The organism is Arthrobacter sp. T572 (assembly GCF_056780115.1).
Window position 1 is genome coordinate 1026912 of the sequence record NZ_JBRAZQ010000002.1, and the last position, 17751, is coordinate 1044662.

Below are 17751 nucleotides of genomic sequence, written 5' to 3' on the forward strand. Positions count from 1 at the left end.
CGCCAGGGCACCACGGCCACGAAGAAAGACACCGTTGTCATGACAGACGTCGAGAACAAGCTCATCATCGGCACCGCACCCGATTCCTGGGGCGTTTGGTTTGCGGACGACCCCCAGCAGACACCGTGGGAGCGATTCCTGGACGAGGTTGCAGAGTCCGGGTACAAGTGGATCGAACTGGGCCCGTACGGCTACCTGCCGAACGACCCCACCCGACTCGCGGAAGAACTCAAGCAGCGTGACCTGAAGGTCACCGCCGGTACCGTCTTCACTGCGTTCCACCGCGGTGCCAAGCAGTACGACGAAGCCTGGGAGCCCGCCCGCAAGGTAGCGGAACTCACGGCAGCCATGGGCGGCGAGCACATCGTGGTCATTCCGGCCATGTGGCGTGACGACGTCACTGGCGAGGCCGTGGAAAACGGGGAGCTCAGCGATGAGCAGTGGGCGGATCTCTTCGCCGGCCACAACCGCATGGGCAAGGTCCTCCTGGAGGACTTCGGCCTGCACCAGCAGTTCCACTCCCACGCCGATTCGCACGTCGGTGCCCAGAAGGACATCGAGACCCTCCTCGCGGCCACGGACCCGGAGTACCTGAACCTGTGCCTGGACACCGGCCACGCCGAGTACTGCGGTGCTTCCAGCCTGGAACTTATCAAGAACTACCCGGACCGGATCGGCTACCTGCACCTAAAGCAGATCAACCCCGAGGTCCTGAAGAAGGTCAACGAAGAGAACATGACCTGGGCAGCGGCAAATCTGGCCGGCGTCATGACGGAGCCGCCGAACGGCCTGCCGGACCTCCGTGCCGTCATCGAAGCCGTTGAGGGCTTGAACCGTCCCATCTTCGGCATCGTCGAGCAGGACATGTACCCCGTAGCCTTCGATGTTCCGATGCCGATCGCCAAGCGCACCCGCAACTACCTGCTCTCCTGCGGTTCCCGTACCCGGGTCCAGTAGCACCGCCAACCCACCTCACGAAGGATAGAAACAGTGACTAAGACTCTCCGCGTAGCCGTCATCGGCGCAGGCCGCATGGGTGCGGACCACATCAAGCGCCTCAGCACGCGCATCCACGGCGCTGAAGTTGCCGCCGTCGTCGACGTTGACCTGGCCCGTGCGCAAGCCGCCATCGAAGGCATCGAGGGCGCAGTGGCCCTGGCCAGTGCTGACGAGGCACTCAACAACGGTGACGTCAACGCCGTCCTGATCGCCACGCCGGGATTCCTCCACGAGGAGATCCTGTACAAGGCGCTGGAGAAGGACTTCCCGATCCTGTGCGAGAAGCCACTGACCCCGGATGCCGAGAGCTCGTGGAAGGTTGTCCAGGCGGAGCTGGCCTTGGGCCACAAGCGCATCCAGGTCGGCTTCATGCGCCGGTTCGACGCCGAGTACTCGGCCTTGGGTTCCATCATCCGCAACAGCGAATTGGGGGAGCTGTTGATGCTGCACCACCAGCACCGGAACCCGAGCACTCCCGAGGGCTTCACCAACGAGATGCTGATCAACGACTCCGTGGTCCACGAGTTCGACGCGATCCGCTACTTTACCGGTGAGGAAATCACGTCCGTGCAGGTCCGGCTGGGCAAGCCGACGCGCAACGCGCCCAGCGGTCAGCACGATCCCCAGCAGGTCCTGATCGAAACAGAATCCGGTGTGCTGGCCGACGTCGAAATTTACGTCAATGCCAAGTTCGGCTACCAGGTGGCCACGCAGGCGTCCTTCGAAGACGGCATCGTGAGCATCGGTGGTGACAGCGGCCCGTACGTCCAGACCGCCGGTAAGTGGGGCGGCAACGTCACCCCCGGTTTCGAGGAACGTTTTGGTGCCGCGTACGACGTCGAGGTGCAGGCCTGGGTGGACGCGGCACTTCGTGGCGAAATCGGCGGACCCACGGCTTGGGATGGTTACGCGACGGCAGCGTGCTGCGAGGCCGGCGTCGAAGCGCAGAAATCCGGCGAGAAGGTCAAAGTCCAGCTGAACACCAAGCCGGACCTGTACAAGTAAGGACCCGGGCATGAAGATAGCACTTGACCCCACCCCTTTCCACCACAGCCACAGCCTGTTGGAGTTTCCCCGCGTTGCTGCCGACCTCGGGTACAAGTACCTGCAGATGACGCCGCACGCGGACCTTATTCCCTTCTTCAACCACCCCAAGGCCGACGACGAACTGGTGGGCAAGCTCAAGGCAGCGTGCAAGGACGCCGGCGTGGAAATCGCCTCTGTCCTGCCCGTGCTTCGCTGGTCCGGACCGGACGAGGACGCCCGCGAAGCCGCGGTCCGCTACTGGAAGCGTGCCATCCAGATCGCCGTTGACCTGGGCGTGCAGACCATGAACACCGAGTTCAGCGGCCGCCCCGAGAAGGCCGAGGAATCCGAGCGGGCCTTCTACCGCTCCATGGAGGAACTCCTGCCGATCATCGAGCGCGAAGGCCTGGACGTACTGATCGACCCCCACCCGGACGACTTCGTGGAGGATGGCCTGGCCGCACTGCGCGTCATCCGTGGCGTCAATTCGCCGAACATCGGCATGGTCTACGTTGCCTCGCATACGTTCCACATGGGCAACAAGCCGCTTGACATCATGCGTGCCGCCGGGGACAAGCTACGCCTGGTGCACGTCTCGGACACCATGAACCACCACGCCTCCCACGGCCTGCGGTACATCACCAACCCGCCCGGGAACGCCGTGCGTGTCCATCAGCACCTGAAGATCGGTGACGGCGATGTGAACTGGAACGAGTTCTTCGGCGGTCTCAAGGAGATCGGGTTCCTGGACAAGGAAAACACGGTGATGGTCTCTTCCGTCTTCGCCGAGGACGAGAACGCCGAGGAAGTCTCCCGCTACCAGCTCAAGACGATGACGGACTACATCGCCCAGGCCTAGCAGCGAACAGCAGAAGAAAGCCCCTGTGAGTCACAGGGGCTTTCTTCGCGTTGCGGACTAGGCCGTGAACGGGAGCCTGGAATCCACGTCCTGTCCTTCCCAGGTCTGGCGGATCCAGCCGTGGTGGGGGTCGTCGCTGATGAGCCAGTCGCGGACGCGTCCGGGGCCGGCCATGACGTTGAGGTAGTAGAGGTCGTAGCCGGGGGCTGCCATGGCGGGGCCGTGCCAGCCGTAGGGGACCAGGACCACGTCTCCGGTGCGGACTTCGGCGGAGACGTCGATGGGTCGTTCGTCGGAGGCGTAGACGCGGGCGTAGCCGATGGCGTCGTTTTCCTGCGGGGCCGGGGAGCCTGGAGCTACGCGGGTTTCGAAGTAGTAGATTTCCTCGAGGCTGGTTTCGCCTTCTTTTTCCTCGTCGTGCTTGTGCGGAGGGTAGGAGGACCAGTTGCCGGCGGGGGTGATGACTTCGCAGACGATGAAGCGGTCCGCTTCCAGCGCGGCGGGGGTGCCGAAGTTGTGGACTTGGCGGGAGCAGTTGCCTGCGCCGCGCAGTTCCACGGGCGTTTCTGCGGCGGTGACCAGCCTGGTGGGGTACGACGCTTTGGCGGGGGCGGTCGCGACCGCGACCCTGCCGCCGTCGTTCGAGCTGATGGTGAGCGCTTTGTCGATGCCGGTGTAGAGGACATCGGTGGGGCCGTGGAAAACGGACTGCCGGCCAGCGAGACTGTACGCCTCGCCGTCGACCGTTACCGTGAAGGAGCCGCTCAGCGGCACCACGATGCGCTCTTCAGCGGCGGCGGAAAGCTCGACGGCGGCACCCGGGGCGAGCGTGGCGGCCTTCAGTCCCGTGTGGGCCCAGCCGTCGACGGCGAGGGACGAATCGGAGGTGCCGAGGGAGATGTCCCACTTGCCGTCAGTGGCGGTTCCCAGCGGGTATACCCAGTTGGCCATAAGTTAAGTCCTTGCGTTAGCGCTGTACGAGGGTCATTTCAAAGCTGTAGGAATCGGCGCGGTAGACGTGGTGTCCGGTTTCGACCATGCGTCCGGTGTCGTCCACCGCGGTGCGTTCCATGGTGACCAAGGCCGAGCCCACTTCGGTTTCGAGCAGGGGAGCCTGGTAGTCATTGGCGATCATGGCGCCGATGCGTTGCGAGGCGAGGCGGAAATTGACGCCGCCGCGCCGCAGGATGGCGTAGAGGCCTTCGCTGGCGAGCTGGGCTTCATCCATGCTGGTGATGTCGTCCCGGACCCAGTTTTCCATGAGGGCCAAGGGCTTCCCGCCCACTTTGCGGAGCCGGGTGAAGTGGTAGACCTTGGACCCGGCAGGCAGCTGGAGGGCGGTGAGCGTTGCGGCGTCGGCCTCGACGTGGGAGAAGCTGAGGACCTCGGTGGTGGGCTTTTTGCCGTTGTTGCTGAGGTCGTCGTAGAGGCTGGAGAGTTCCAGCGGCCGACGGACCTGGCTGGCTACTACCTGAGTGCCCACGCCCCGCTTGCGTACAAGCAATCCTGCCCGGACCAGTTCATCCATGGCCTTGCGCATGGTGGGCCGGGAAAGGTTCAGTTGGGCTGCTAGTTCGATCTCGTTGTCCAGCCTGCTGCCCGGTTCGAGCACGCCGCTGTGGATGGCATTTTCGATGCCTTGGACAACCTGATGGTAAAGCGGCACCGGGGACGAACGATCGATGCTGAGGCTGAGTTGGTTCGCCACGGTTTCCTCCTGGACGGCTGCGCAAGACCGGCGGGAGCAGGGTTTCGGCTCCTCTGCCGGAAGGACATACTTGTCCGCTCATGTTCTCTTGATAGGACATACTGCCTTTTTCTGATCATAGCAGCCGGGTTTGGAGCGTCAAGGAAGTTGCGGCCGCCCCGCGCTTGGTGACCTTCGGCCGCCGTCGTAAACCCATCTACTCGAGGTGATAAGTAAAAACATCCTAATGTCAGGACAAAGTATTGACAAAGTGTGAGGCGAGTCACCATGATCTGAGTAGTGGGTGATCCGGATACGAGTCTTATGGACGCCCTCAAGCTGACATCAAAGGAGATAACGGTGGCAAAATTCTCGTGGCGCAAAGCGGCCCTCGCCGCAGCAGTGGTTCCCCTGGTAGCACTGAGCGCTTGTTCGAGCCAGGGCGGCAGGCCGTCCGATTCCGGCGGTGGTGCTGCCGGAGGTCAGGTGGCATCCACCGATCGCATCAAGGTGGCCCTGATTACGCACGCCGCAGCCGGCGACACCTTCTGGGACATCGTGCGCAAGGGTGCTGAGGAAGCATCCGCCAAGGACAATGTGGAACTGCTTTACACGAGCGATCCCGAAGCAGGGCGCCAGGCGCAGCTGGTGCAGCAGGCCATCGACCAGAAGGTTGACGGCATCGCGGTTACGGTTGCTACCCCCGACGCCCTGAAGGACGTCCTCAAGAAGGCAACCGACGCCGGCATCCCGGTTGTCAGCCTCAACGCTGGTGAGTCCGAGTCCGCCAAGCTCGGTGCCTTCACCCACTTCGGCTCCAACGAACAGTTGGCCGGTGAAGCCGTAGGCACCCGCCTTGCCGCCGAGGGATACAAGCACCCGGTCTGCGTTATCCAGCAGCAGGGCCACGTCGGCTTGGAAGCACGTTGCGCGGGCGTTAAGGCCAAGGTTCCCGCCACCGAAATTCTCTATGTGGATGGCAAGGACATGACCGCTGTCCAGTCCACCGCCACCGCCAAGCTCCAGGCGTCCAAGGACGCTGACGTCATTATCGGCCTCGGGGCGCCCATCACCCTGACCCTCCTGAAATCGGTGTCCGACGCCGGCAGCGCGGCCAAGGTAGCCAGCTTTGACCTCAATGCCGAACTTGCCCAGAAGATCGTGGACGGTGCCGTGATCTTTACGGTGGACCAGCAACCGTGGCTCCAGGGTTACATGTCGGTCGACGCCTTGTGGCAGGCCAAGCGAGGGGGCTTCAAGATCGGTGGGGGCCAGCCTGTTCTGACCGGTCCCACCATTGTTGACAAGTCCAACGCTTCCGATGTCCTCAAGTTCGCCCAGCAGGGCGTGCGCTAGATCAGGCTTCCGGCTGCGCGGCGGAGCACGCCGCGCAGCCTGACCATCAGCGCAGCCAGATCAACAAGGAGTCATCCCCATGGCAAACACAGCAACCCTGCCCCCGGCGCCGGCCTCCGCGTCCGGTGATGAACGGGTAGGGCGCCGCAACCCGTTCCAGAAGTTCCTCGCCCGCCCCGAGGTCGGTGCGCTCGTTGGAGCCGTTGTCCTCTTCATCTTTTTCGCATCGGTCTCCCAGACGTTCACCCAGCCAAACGCACTGGCTACGGTGCTTTACGGTTCTTCCACCATCGGAATCATGGCAGTGGGAGTGTCGCTGCTGATGATCGGTGGCGAGTTCGACCTCTCCACCGGCGTGGCCGTTATTTCCTCGGCCCTGACGGCCTCGTTGTTCAGCTGGTACTTCTCCATGAACGCCTGGGTGGGTGTCTTGCTGGCCCTGGTGGTTTCCCTGGGTATTGGCTTCATCAACGGCTGGATCCTTGTCAAGACCAAGCTGCCCAGCTTCATCGTCACCCTGGCCACGTTCCTCATGCTGACCGGCCTGAACCTGGCACTGACCCGGCTCATCGGCGGTTCCGTTTCCTCGCCGTCGATCTCCAAACTGGACGGCTTCGACTCCGCCCGTGCCGTGTTCGCCTCCTCCATCAGCATCGGCGGCGTGGAAGTGAAGATCACGGTGTTCTTCTGGATCGTCATGGTCCTGATCGCTTCCTGGGTTCTGCTGCGCACCCGCATCGGCAACTGGATCTTCGCCGTCGGCGGCGATGCCAACGCTGCCCGCGCCGTGGGCGTCCCGGTGACCAAGACCAAGATCGGCCTGTTCATGGCCGTGGGTTTCTGTGGCTGGATCCTGGGCATGCACAACCTGTTCGCCTTCGACGCCGTCCAGTCCGGTGAAGGCGTGGGTAACGAGTTCCTTTACATCATCGCCGCCGTGATCGGTGGCTGCCTGCTGACCGGTGGCTACGGCTCCGCTGTTGGTGGCGCGATCGGTGCGTTCATCTTCGGCATGGCCAACAAGGGCATTGTCTACGCACAATGGAATCCGGACTGGTTCAAGTTCTTCCTGGGCTTGATGCTGCTGCTGGCCACCATCGTCAACCTCATCGTCAAACGCCGGGCAGAGCTGAAGTAAGGGGCCGGACCAATGAATGCACAACAGATCGACCAGCGAACACTGCTGAAAGACGAGAAGGACCCCTTGACCCACACGCCCGTGCACCTGCTTTCCCTCGAATCCGTGGGCAAGCATTACGGCAACATCATCGCACTGCGGGACGTGACCATGGCTGTGGACAACGGCCGCGTCACGTGTGTCCTGGGCGACAACGGCGCCGGCAAGTCCACCCTGATCAAGATCATCGCCGGCCTGCACCAGCACGATGAAGGTTCATTCAAGATCATGGGCGAGGACCGCAAGCTCGGCTCACCGCGTGAGGCCCTCGACGCCGGCATCGCGGCTGTGTACCAGGACCTCGCCGTCGTCTCGCTCATGCCGATTTGGCGGAACTTCTTCCTCGGCTCCGAGCTGACCACCGGCGTGGGACCGTTCAGGCGCATGGATGTCCAGAAGATGAAGGACATCACCAAGAAGGAACTGGCAGACATGGGCATTGACCTGCGCGACGTTGAACAGCCCATCGGGCAGCTCTCCGGCGGTGAACGCCAGTGTGTGGCAATCGCCCGCGCCGTGTACTTCGGCGCCAAGGTCCTGATCCTCGACGAACCGACGGCCGCGCTGGGAGTCAAGCAGTCCGGCGTCGTACTCCGCTACATCCTGCAGGCCCGCGACCGCGGCCTCGGCGTCATCTTCATCACCCACAACCCGCACCATGCTTTCCCTGTCGGTGACCGGTTCCTGCTGCTAAAGCGCGGTAAGTCGATCGGCTACTACGAGAAGAAGGACATCACCCTGGAAGAGCTCACCGCCCAGATGGCCGGCGGCGCGGAACTGGCTGAACTGGCCCATGAGCTCGAGCAACTCGGCGGCCACAACGAGGCCCTTGAGGAAGTGAAGGCAGAAGTGGCCGGGGTGGCTGACGCCGCACCGGAGAACACCACGAAACGCCACTAGGCCTTCCTCGGTCAACTCTGCCCGGTGCCTTGCGTGGCTCCGGGCAGAGTCGTCTTTTAACGTGGGGTTGCAGTTGTGCTCCGCAGGACCAGCAGAGGTTCGATCAACTTCTGCTCCAGTTGAAGAGAAGGTTCTTCGAGCCGGGCAAGGAGCCTGTTCGCTGCATCGGCGCCCACCAGGTCGCTTCGGTTGTCGATGGATGTCAGGTCCAGGTAGCGGAACTTGGCCAGGGGGGAGTTGTCGTAGCCGATCACGGAGACATCTGTTGGAACGGACAGTCCCCGGGCTTTGAGGGCGGCGAAGGCCCCCAGTGCCATGGTGTCGTTGGCGGCGAAGATCGCTGTGATGTCCGGATAGTGGTCCAGGAGCCAGCTTGCCGACTGGTATCCGTCCTCCTCGGAGGTTCCCTCGGCCTGGCCTGTCAGTACTTCGAGGCCGGAAGTCTCCATGGCCCGCTGGTAACCCGACCGCCGGTGCCGGGACGCGCCGTCGTGCCCTGACAGGTGCCCGATCCGCCGATGTCCCAACTGCAGCAAGTGGTTGGTTGCCATGCTTCCACCGGCGTCGTCGTCGTTGGTGATCAAGTCGGCGCCCTCGGGGAGGCCGTTACGCCAGCCGACCACGACCGTGGGCACCCAGGTGCGCTCCAGCATCGCTTCGCTTGGTTCTGCTGCGATGACCAGTGCGTCCACGTGCATGGCGAGCAGGCCGTCGGTGGCCTCCTTGATGCGGTTCTCGCCAGGCCGGGAATCGGCGAGCGTGACTTGGTAGCCGCGCTCGGAGAGGACGGATTCCATGCCGCGGAGGAGGTCAACGAACCACAGGTTCCGGTAGTCGTCGATCACCAATCCGATGCTCTTGGTGCGGGTGCTGGCCAAGGTAGTCGCGGCGCGGCTGGGCCGGTAGCCGAGTTCGCTGATGGCGTTTTGGACAGCGTCCCGGCGTTTCGCGCTGACCCTTTCGGGGTTCTTAAGGAAGAGCGAAACCAACGACGGCGAGACGCCGGCCTGGGTGGCGACGTCGTAGAGGGTGGGGCGTCGGGTCTGGGGACTGTTCACGGAATGTTCGGTGCCTTTCATGTCTGCTTCGAGGATAGTCGGCGAAGGATTGACAGGACATATGGACATGGTTACGATCGAGTTCAGCGTCAAAATTGTAGCGCTACAAAATCCGCACAGAGCCCCATGTGTCGGTGAAATTTCGAAGGAGAAATCAATGGCTGAAAGCCTCGGCGTCGCCGTCATCGGTGCAGGCATGGCCGGCAAGGCCCATGCTGCCGCTTATCGCACAGCATCTGCCCTTTACAGCCCTGTGCTGCCACAGATCCGGCTGGTTTCCATTGGCGATGTGAATGCGGAGTTCGGTTCCCTCGCTGCCCGCCGGTTTGGGTACGAGCGCAACGACACCTCGTGGCAGGCCATTGCCGAGGCCGACGACATTGACGTTGTCAGCGTGGTAATCGCCAACTCGCTGCACCGCGAAGTGGTGGAAGGCCTGCTCGCTGCCGGAAAGCACGTGCTCTGCGAGAAGCCCCTCAGCGACACCCTGGAGGACGCCCGTGCCATGGCCGGTGCTGCCCGTGCCGCCGAGTCCCGCGGAAACCTGGCCCGGATCGGCTTCACGTTCCGCCGCACTCCCGGCATCGCCTACATCCGTGAACTCATCCAGAACGGCGTCCTCGGAAACGTGCTGCACTTCAGTGGCCGGTACTGGACCGACTACGGTTTCAGCCCTTCAGCTCCCATGAGTTGGCGCTACAAGGGCGGACCCGGCTCCGGTGCGCTGGCCGACGTCGGGAGCCACCTGACGTACGTTTCCGAGTTCCTGTGCGGCGACATCAAGTCCATCAGCGGTGGCCGGCTGGCCACCTCGATCGACAAGCGCCCGCTGCCCCTGAGTGCCGTCATGGGTCACGACCACGTTGCCGTCAGCGACACTTTCGAAGCGGTGGAGAACGACGACTATGCGGCCTTCAATGCAGAGTTCGCCAATGGCGCCGGAAGTTTCGAAGTGTCCCGTGTTGCTGCCGGCCACGCCAACAGCCTCCAGTTCGAGGTGTTCTGCGAAAACGGTGGCGCCAAGTTCGACCAACGCCGCCCCAACGAAATCCAGCTCTTCCTCAACGACGACTCCGGCCTGCAGAACGGCTACCGGCAAGTCATCCTAGGCCCGGGGCACCCCTACATTGCAGGCGGCCTCGCCATGGATGCCCCAGAGGTCGGTTTCGGCCAGAACGATGCTTTCGGCTACCAGGCCCGGGCGTTCCTGGAAGAGGTAGCCGGACTGTCCGAAGCAGAGTCGTTGCCCCGCTGCGCCACGTTCGACGAGGGCGTCCGCAACATGGAACTCCTCGGTGCCGTCACTGAATCAGCTTTGAACAACGGAAAGAAGATCACGCTATGAAACTCGGCGTCTACAACGCGATCCTGCATGACCGGTCCCTGCCCGAAGCCTTGAAGGTCATCGCAGAGCTGGGCCTGACCGGAATCGAAATCAACACCGGCGGCTTCCTGCCTGCTGTCCACGTACCCACCTTCGACCAGATCCTGGTTTCGGACACCGCAAGGGACGACTTCCTGGGCCTCTTCGAAGGCAGCGGCGTGTCCATCGCGGGCCTGAACTGCAACGGAAACCCACTGCATCCGCGCCGGGAAATCGGTGAAAAGCATGCCGAAGACATTCGACGGTCCATCCGCTTGGCCCATCGTCTCGGCCAGAACCGCGTGGTAACCATGTCAGGCCTGCCCGGCGGCGAGCCCGGAGCAACCACCGTCAACTGGGTGGTGAACGCGTGGAACTCGGCAGCCCTTGATGTCCTGGATTACCAATGGGGCGTCGCGGCGGAGTTCTGGAAGGAAACAGACCGGCTTGCTGCAGACCATGGCGTCAAGGTGGCCCTGGAACTCCACCCCCAGAACATCGTGTTCAACACTGCCGATGTGTACAAGTTCATTGAACTCACAGGCGCCACCCACGTGGGCGTCGAACTGGATGCCTCACACCTGTTCTGGCAGCAAATGGACCCGGTAGCGGTGGTCCGCGAACTGGGTTCACTGGTGTTCCAGGCCGCGGCAAAGGACGTCCGCATCAACAAAGGGAATGCCGCGCTCTACGGTGTGCTGGACAACAGCTTCCGCCGGCTCTCACCACAGGAGAACCGCACCAACCTGGGCGGAGACGAGTGGGCAAACGAGTGGCCGACGAACTCCGCGTGGGACTTCGTCGCCTTGGGCCGTGGACACGACACCGCCTACTGGACCGAATTCCTCCGCGCCCTCCACGATGTTGACCCGGACATGCTGGTCAACATCGAGCACGAGGATGTCTCCCTGGGCCGGATCGAGGGCCTTGAGGTAGCCGCGAAAGTTCTGCGGGATGCCGATGCAGCATTGGAAGCGTCACTGAACGTCCCTGCCTGACGAAGGTGACATCCGGCACGGGGTGGCGTTGTGAAACCCCCATTTCTTATAAAACAGGCCATACAACGAAAAGGACCATGACATATGACCAGGCAAGTGACGCTCGGGCTGGTGGGGGTGGGAAGGATCGGCGTGATGCACGCCAGGAACATCACCGCATTGAACGGGATCCTCAACCCGGACGGAGTCCATCTTCGGCTCAAGCTCACGGATGTTGCCGAGGAGCATGCCCGATCGGTGGCCGGGGAATTCGGCGCGGAATTCCTTCCGTCCGTGCCGGAGTTGATCGCCTCCGGCATCGATGGATTGGTCATTGCAACCGGGACGGCAACCCACCCGGACCTGATCAGGGCGGGCGTGGACGCGGGCATTCCTGTGTTCTGCGAGAAGCCCGTTGCTGTCAACGTGGCCGAGTCCCTGCCGGTGGTTGAGTACATCCGGGAGAAGGGCGGTACTGTCCAGATCGGCCACCAGCGCCGCTTCGACGCGGGCTACCTTGAAGCCAAGCGTGCCTACGATGCCGGCGAACTCGGCTGGATCCATTCAATCAGGGCTGTCACCTGCGACATGACACCGCCGCCTGTGGAGTTCCTCGCTACCTCCGGCGGACTCTTCCGGGACTGTTCGGTTCACGACTTCGACATCCTGCGCTGGCTCACGGGCAAGGAAATCGTGGAGGTCTACGCCAAGGGGTCCAACAACGGCGATCCGGCCATCGGCGAGGTGGGCGACGTCGATACCGCCCTGGCGGTGGTGACGCTCGACGACGGCACGGTAGGTACGGTCTCGGCCAGCCGCTACAACGGGGCCGGCCATGATGTCCGGTTGGAACTGCAGGGATCGGAGGGTTCCGTCCTGGTGGGGATGGATCAGCAGCTGGCCCTTAGGTCGGCGGAACCCGGAATTGCCTTCCCTGCCGGGACCCCGCACAAGACGTTCGCCGAGCGCTTCGACCAGGCGTACCGTTCGGAAATGGCCGCCTTTGTGGAAGTGATCCTCGGAGAACGGAAGAATCCGTGCACTCCCGAGGACGCTGTCGCCGCGTCCAAGGTGGCTGACGCCGCCCAGGAATCACTGGAAACCGGCGTTCCCGTGAGAGTAGCCCCCTGACGCTCTCTCACGTGCCGCCGGCTTTCTTCAGGCAAGTGAGAGAGGATCGGGCGTGGCTGACGCGGGCCGGATGAGTCTGGGGGAAAACTCCGACCCGCGCCAGGTCTGGGGGCACCTGGTCAGGCAATCACTTTCATGTTCTGCCAGCCGGTGCCGAGGCTGATGGGCGGGACGTTGCTGAGCGTTCCGCTGCCTGATCCGGGATACAGGTACAAGGTGTCTCCGATCCGCCCCAGGACGTCGTTCCTTGCGTCGCCGTCAAGGTCGCGTGGTCCTGCCAGTGCAGTCCGGGTTCCCCAGCCTGTCCCGATCTGTGTCCATTGCAACCAGCCGGCGGAACCGTTACCCGGATATAGCCATAATGCTCCTGTATCGGCACGCCGCGCCAGTACGTCGCCCTTCCCGTCGCCGTTGAAATCGCCGGTGCTGAAGATGGAGTTCATGACGCCCCAGCCCCAGCCGACGGTGTAGGGAGTACGCTGCCCTCCGGTGCCGTTGCCCTCGTAAAGGCGCAGTTCACCGTTGCTGCGGCGGCCGATGAAATCGGGGATGCCGTCGCCGCTGAAATCGCCGGGGGAGAACAGCTGCGTCATGGTGCTCCAGCCGATGCTGACCTGTGTGCGGGTGCCGAAGCTGCCAGCACCGTTGCCGGGGTAGAAGTACAGAATGTCTCCCGCCCTTGCCAAAAGGTCGTTCTTGCCGTCCCTGTTGAAGTCGCCCGGCGTGATGGTGTCCGTGATGGAGGACCACGCGGGGGCGGGGAGGGCGAGGGTCCTGGCGGACAGACCGCCGGTGCCGTTGCCCGGGTAGATGTACAGGTTTCCTGCCGTATCGGCTGCGAGGACGTCCGCACGGCCGTCACCGGTGAAGTCATGGGCCGACGGCGGTCCGGCTGCGGGAACGGTGTAGGTCTGGGTTCCCACTGCCGAGGCATTGCCTGCGGTGTCCACGCCGATGTACTTGAGGGTCAGCGTGGAGCTGCCCATCACGATTGGAGTGGCGTACTTGATGTTGGTGGCCGATTCCGTGGCGGTGGGTGTGCTGCCATCGGTGGTGTAGTAGATGGCTGCTGCCTCGTTGGCGGTCAAGGTGATGGTTGCTCCGCTGGCCAGTGCCTTTCCTGTGGGGTTGGCCGTTACCACCGGTGCGGTGGTGTCCGGAGGAATCGTGTACGTCTGTGTCGCGACGTCCGAGCTGTTTCCTGCGGTGTCCTTGGCGAAGTATTTCAGCGTCATCGGACCGGGTCCGTTGAAGGTGATGGGAGCCGAGTACAGCAGGCCTGCTGTCAAAGGATCAGTGCCGTCGGTGGTGTACCGTATCTCGGCCGGTTCATTGGCGCTCAGTGCGATGGTGGTACCGGCCGCGTAGGCTCCGCTGGCCGGGTTTGCCGTGACAACAGGTTTGGTGACATCGGGCCCGGTGGAGTAGGTCTGTGTCACCACCGCGGAGGAGTTGTTGGCACCGTCCACGGCAAAGTACTTGAGCGTCAGTGGCCCGCTGAGGGTCAACGGAGCGGTGTACCTGGTGCTGGCCGTCGTGGGAGTGGTGCCGTTGGTGGTGTAGTAGATCGTGGCCGTTTCATTGGCTTTGAGGGCGATGGTCTGGCCGGCGGCGTACGTTCCACCCGGGGGATCGGCAGTAACCACGGGAGCAACCGTGTCCGCTCCCAGGTATGCCTCAAACTCCGCCAGGCCGGCGTTGGTGGTGGTGGAGCTGACACCGGTGATGTTGAACCGAACCGAACTCACGGTCTTGGCGGGGAAGTTGATGGTCAGGCCGGAACCGTTGTTGGGCAGCGCAGGCACCGGGACGGTACTTCCGTCGGAGAACTGCAGGTTGCCGGCTGTGACCTGGTCGCTCAGGAGCGGACGGTCGGAAAGCGTGACGGCGTTGATGGTCCGGGTGGGTGAGAAGTTGTACTGGATCCAGCTGCCGGTTTTTTCTGCGGCGGTGACCCATTCCCGGTTGGCGTCCATGGGCGCACCCCAGAAGTAGCCGTCCCTGGCCTTTTCAGGGCTTTGGCCTGTTGCTTTCTGAGTGGACGCGGTGACAGTGGTGCCGGCCGACTTGGCTGCGTTGCCCACCCATTCGATGGCCGTGATGTACTGCCGCTTCAACCACTCGTTGTAGGGCGAATCGGGGCAACCTTCCCCGGGGCTGCTGCACAGGTACATATCGAAGTCGGCGAACCGGACAAATGTGTCCACCTTGTTGGTCAGCTCGGCTCCGGTGACGTTCTGCGGGTACTCGTCAATGACGTAGGCATCGTAGGCCATGGACGTGTGCGGTCCCGTGTAGCTGCGGGTGGCCAGTTGGGCGAACTTGGCGGTGGCCCAGTGGTCACTGTGGTCGTAGGGGCTGGTGAAGTTCCCGGTCCAGTCCTGGGTGCGGAATGTGGTGGGTTGGAAGTTGGCCACCAGGCGGTTCAGTGCTGTTTGGAACTGCGACTTGGTGAACGTGGCGGCGTTGTCCACGGGCCGGATGGAGGACAACCGGCCGTCCCAGAGCTTGAGGATGCTTTGGTCGTTGTACGCCGCACTGCCGTCACCATTGGGAAAGCCGTCCGGGAGGCGCATGAACACCACGGAGATGTTGGGTGCCCCGTTCAGGGTCTGCATGGTCAGGGGACGGTTGGGGACCCCGGCATCGGACGTGGTCCAGGAGTCCGCCACTCCGGCCATTTTGGAGTAGCTTGCCCGGATGCCCGCTTCCAGGCTTCGCCAGTACGCTGCGCCTTCGCCGGCCTCGCCGGCGGTGGTGAATACGGTCTGGACACACCGCTTTGCCTGGATGTCCCGCATGAAGTCGGGACTAAGGAACAACAGGTCGTCGTCCGTGTGCGCGACGATCTGCATGGCCCCGCCCGTCCCTGCGCACGGCGGAACCGCAGCAGTGGCCGGGGCGGCGGTGGAAAGAACAAAGCCACCCGTGGCTACGGCTGGTGCAAGCAGCAAGCCCAGCAGCCGGCGGGTGGCGGAACGGAACTTTTTGAACGGGGATTTCGGATGACTCGGACGGCGAAAGTGTTTTGGACGGTCCACAACCATGCTCCTTTGAGCAGATGTTGGGCCCCCCAGCCGGCAAACTTTAAGACGCCCCCAGGACGCCATGCGAATGAAGTTTTACCGTCCGCTGCCTTGCGGGCACCGGACCAGTGAGCGCTACTGTACTCCTCCGGGAAGCTCATTGATAGGGCTCCGGCAGACATTGACGAAGGCCCTGAACGGCGCAAGGCGCTCGCCTTCCGGAAGCTGCGAGGCTTCCGGGTGCCACTGCACCGAGGCTACCCACCGCGAGGGGTCTTCCAGCGCTTCCACCGTGCCGTCGTCGGCGATTGCCGTAACTGTCAGTCCCTCGCCCACGGTGGCTACAGCCTGGTGATGGCCGGAGGCGATCCTGATGGTGGTTTCGCCCTCCGAGCCGTACAGGGCTGCCGCCCGCGAACCGGCCGCAAGGACTACCTCATGCCACGCCCACAGGCTGCCTTCGGCGTCCTGCCCGGCCAGGCCGGCGTCCTCCCCGGCGGGTGCGGCGTCCTGCCCGGCCATCCCTCCCTGCCCGGCCAGTCCGTTGTGCAACACTCCGGAAGGGTCCATGTCCTGGACCAAGGTGCCCCCATAGAGGACGTTCAGCAATTGGTGGCCACGGCAGATGCCGAACAGCGGCAGGCCGGCGTCGATGGCTGCACGGGCGGCCTCCAGATCCAGGCGGTCCTGGTCGGGATTGACGTCGTACACCGCCTCCACCGGTTCCTGGCCGTAGAGGCGCGGGTCAAGGTCGCCGCCACCGGGCAACAGCACGCCGTCGAGCGTCGCGAGGTCGGCACGGACGTCGGCAGCGTCCTCCAACAGCACCGGCTCCCCGCCGGCCTCACGGAGGAGGTCGATGATGTACGTGAACAGCCCATTCGCTTCGCCTACCCGGGCATCAGCAGTGTGCGGATCGCTCAAACGGACCGGGACACCGATCCTGGGCCGTGCGCCGGTCCCATCTGCAGGGGTCATGCTCCATGAGTACCCGACCGGCCGCGCCCAGGCAAACACGTCCGTCATCAAAGGGCGCCGTTACGCTGTTGGGCATGAACCCCTCCGGCGCTTTGAACCCAAGTCCCCGCACCCTGGACATCGAGAGCGTGGCCCACTTCGACCGGCTCCTGCACACCGGAGCCGTGACCATGCGGGGCTGGCACGCCCAGTCGCTGGACCTGCGCGGCCGCTCCCAGGAACTGCGCCGACTCGACGCCCAAGGAGCCATCTTCCTGGGCTGTACCTTCGACGACGGCGTGGAAGCCAGCCTGCGGAGCCGTGGTGCGCTCATTTTCCCAAAGCTGCACGGGGTCCCGTTCAATCCCTATCGCGGCAGTCTCTACACCGCCGCCGAGCTGTACCAGGACATCGCCGCCACGGAGTACGAATCCACCCCCGACGCCCGGGTGTACCAGTGGAGCATCCTGCCCGGCCAGCGCACCAGCCTCGAAGCGACCCTCGCCGCGGCACTCCACGACCATGCGATCGGCGACGCCCTGGACGAACTCCGCGCCGACGGTGAGCTCGCCGGTAAACCACTGGTGGGAGTCATGGGCGGCCACGCAGCCCAACGCGGCAGCCAGGAGTACGCCCAAGCCGCACGCCTGGGCCGGCTGTTGGCACGTGCCGGCTTCACCGTCGCAACCGGAGGAGGTCCGGGCGCCATGGAAGCGGCCAATATGGGGGCGTACCTGAGCGGACTGCCCGACGACGGCACTGACGTTGCGCTGCAAGCGCTCGCCGCTGTTCCCGGGTTCAGGCCCTCGGTGACGGCTTGGGCGCGGCAAGCAGCGGCCGTCGTCGAACGCTATCCGGGCGGAACCCCGACGCTGGGCATCCCCACATGGTTCTACGGCCATGAGCCGCCCAACCTGTTTGCCACCCACATCGCCAAGTACTTCGCCAATGCCATCCGCGAAGCCATCCTGCTGGAACTGTGCAATGGCGGCATTGTCTTCCTGCCCGGCGCTGCAGGCACAGTCCAGGAGATCTTCCAGGATGCCTGCGAGAACTACTATGCCGCCCCGGAAACCATCACTCCCATGGTCCTGGTTGGCCGCCGGCACTGGGAACACACATACCCGGCGTGGCCCATGCTGCAGAGCCTCGCGGCCGGTAGACCCATGGCGGACAGGATCTTCCTGGTGGACACCGTGGAGGAAGCGCTCGCCGTGGTCCAGCGCTGAGGCGGC

Annotated in this window: 15 protein-coding genes; 10 read left to right on the forward strand and 5 right to left on the reverse strand. The window is 63.7% G+C overall.

Annotated elements, in window-relative coordinates; genetic code table 11:
* The first annotated feature begins 39 nt into the window (after positions 1-39).
* The 3 genes from ACUYMZ_RS06015 to ACUYMZ_RS06025 are packed head-to-tail and all read left to right on the forward strand — an operon-like array spanning position 40 to position 2884.
* Positions 40-957: a sugar phosphate isomerase/epimerase family protein gene (locus ACUYMZ_RS06015; protein WP_442423894.1), complete on the forward strand. Its 918-nt coding sequence runs from the start codon at positions 40-42 to the stop codon at positions 955-957.
* A 33-nt stretch (positions 958-990) separates the two neighbouring features.
* Positions 991-2004, forward strand: coding sequence for a Gfo/Idh/MocA family protein (locus tag ACUYMZ_RS06020; protein ID WP_481602428.1), 1014 nt, complete (start codon positions 991-993; stop codon positions 2002-2004).
* 10 nt (positions 2005-2014) lie between these two features.
* Positions 2015-2884 (forward strand): sugar phosphate isomerase/epimerase family protein, encoded by an 870-nt coding sequence (locus ACUYMZ_RS06025; protein ID WP_481602429.1) that lies wholly within the window; start codon positions 2015-2017, stop codon positions 2882-2884.
* Between the two features lie 57 nt (positions 2885-2941).
* Here the strand turns inward: ACUYMZ_RS06025 and iolB are convergent, their stop codons facing one another.
* Together iolB and ACUYMZ_RS06035 are read right to left on the reverse strand one after the other, a co-directional pair.
* Positions 2942-3835 (reverse strand): 5-deoxy-glucuronate isomerase, encoded by an 894-nt coding sequence (gene iolB / locus ACUYMZ_RS06030; protein ID WP_481602430.1) that lies wholly within the window; start codon positions 3833-3835, stop codon positions 2942-2944.
* A 16-nt stretch (positions 3836-3851) separates the two neighbouring features.
* Positions 3852-4592 carry a GntR family transcriptional regulator gene (locus tag ACUYMZ_RS06035; protein ID WP_426006220.1) on the reverse strand — a complete coding sequence of 247 codons (741 nt, stop codon included), beginning with the start codon at positions 4590-4592 and terminating at the stop codon, positions 3852-3854.
* A gap of 339 nt (positions 4593-4931) precedes the next feature.
* On the opposite strand from ACUYMZ_RS06035, the gene ACUYMZ_RS06040 reads away from it, so the two are divergent.
* From ACUYMZ_RS06040 to ACUYMZ_RS06050, 3 genes are all read left to right on the forward strand, one after another.
* Positions 4932-5927, forward strand: a complete 996-nt coding sequence (locus tag ACUYMZ_RS06040; RefSeq protein ID WP_426006221.1) for a substrate-binding domain-containing protein — start codon at positions 4932-4934, stop codon at positions 5925-5927.
* A 79-nt stretch (positions 5928-6006) separates the two neighbouring features.
* The gene (locus ACUYMZ_RS06045) at positions 6007-7065 is read left to right on the forward strand and encodes an ABC transporter permease (protein ID WP_481602431.1); all 1059 of its coding nucleotides are present in this window, start codon (positions 6007-6009) and stop codon (positions 7063-7065) included.
* A gap of 12 nt (positions 7066-7077) precedes the next feature.
* On the forward strand, positions 7078-8004 hold the full coding sequence (locus tag ACUYMZ_RS06050) for an ATP-binding cassette domain-containing protein (RefSeq protein ID WP_481602432.1): 927 nt from the start codon (positions 7078-7080) through the stop codon (positions 8002-8004).
* Between the two features lie 56 nt (positions 8005-8060).
* On the opposite strand, the gene ACUYMZ_RS06055 is transcribed toward ACUYMZ_RS06050, so the two are convergent.
* Positions 8061-9083 (reverse strand): LacI family DNA-binding transcriptional regulator, encoded by a 1023-nt coding sequence (locus ACUYMZ_RS06055; protein ID WP_442423888.1) that lies wholly within the window; start codon positions 9081-9083, stop codon positions 8061-8063.
* Positions 9084-9219: 136 nt separating this feature from the next.
* Here ACUYMZ_RS06055 and ACUYMZ_RS06060 point away from each other — a divergent pair, with 136 nt between their 5' ends.
* The 3 genes from ACUYMZ_RS06060 to ACUYMZ_RS06070 all read left to right on the forward strand — a co-directional run bounded on the left by ACUYMZ_RS06060 (position 9220) and on the right by ACUYMZ_RS06070 (position 12533).
* Entirely contained in the window at positions 9220-10407 is a 1188-nt protein-coding gene (locus tag ACUYMZ_RS06060) for a Gfo/Idh/MocA family protein (protein WP_481602433.1), read from the forward strand.
* Positions 10404-11423, forward strand: coding sequence for a sugar phosphate isomerase/epimerase family protein (locus tag ACUYMZ_RS06065; RefSeq protein ID WP_481602434.1), 1020 nt, complete (start codon positions 10404-10406; stop codon positions 11421-11423). The genes ACUYMZ_RS06060 and ACUYMZ_RS06065 overlap by 4 nt, the downstream gene beginning before the upstream one ends.
* A gap of 84 nt (positions 11424-11507) precedes the next feature.
* On the forward strand, positions 11508-12533 hold the full coding sequence (locus ACUYMZ_RS06070) for a Gfo/Idh/MocA family oxidoreductase (protein ID WP_481602435.1): 1026 nt from the start codon (positions 11508-11510) through the stop codon (positions 12531-12533).
* A gap of 119 nt (positions 12534-12652) precedes the next feature.
* Here the strand turns inward: ACUYMZ_RS06070 and ACUYMZ_RS06075 are convergent, their stop codons facing one another.
* Positions 12653-15487: a chitobiase/beta-hexosaminidase C-terminal domain-containing protein gene (locus ACUYMZ_RS06075; protein WP_481602436.1), complete on the reverse strand. Its 2835-nt coding sequence runs from the start codon at positions 15485-15487 to the stop codon at positions 12653-12655.
* Positions 15488-15694: 207 nt separating this feature from the next.
* The gene (locus tag ACUYMZ_RS06080; protein ID WP_481602437.1) at positions 15695-16537 is read right to left on the reverse strand and encodes a gamma-glutamyl-gamma-aminobutyrate hydrolase family protein; all 843 of its coding nucleotides are present in this window, start codon (positions 16535-16537) and stop codon (positions 15695-15697) included.
* A 74-nt stretch (positions 16538-16611) separates the two neighbouring features.
* Between ACUYMZ_RS06080 and ACUYMZ_RS06085 the strand changes: the two genes are divergently transcribed.
* Positions 16612-17745: an LOG family protein gene (locus ACUYMZ_RS06085; RefSeq protein ID WP_426006230.1), complete on the forward strand. Its 1134-nt coding sequence runs from the start codon at positions 16612-16614 to the stop codon at positions 17743-17745.
* The last annotated feature ends 6 nt before the right edge of the window (positions 17746-17751 follow it).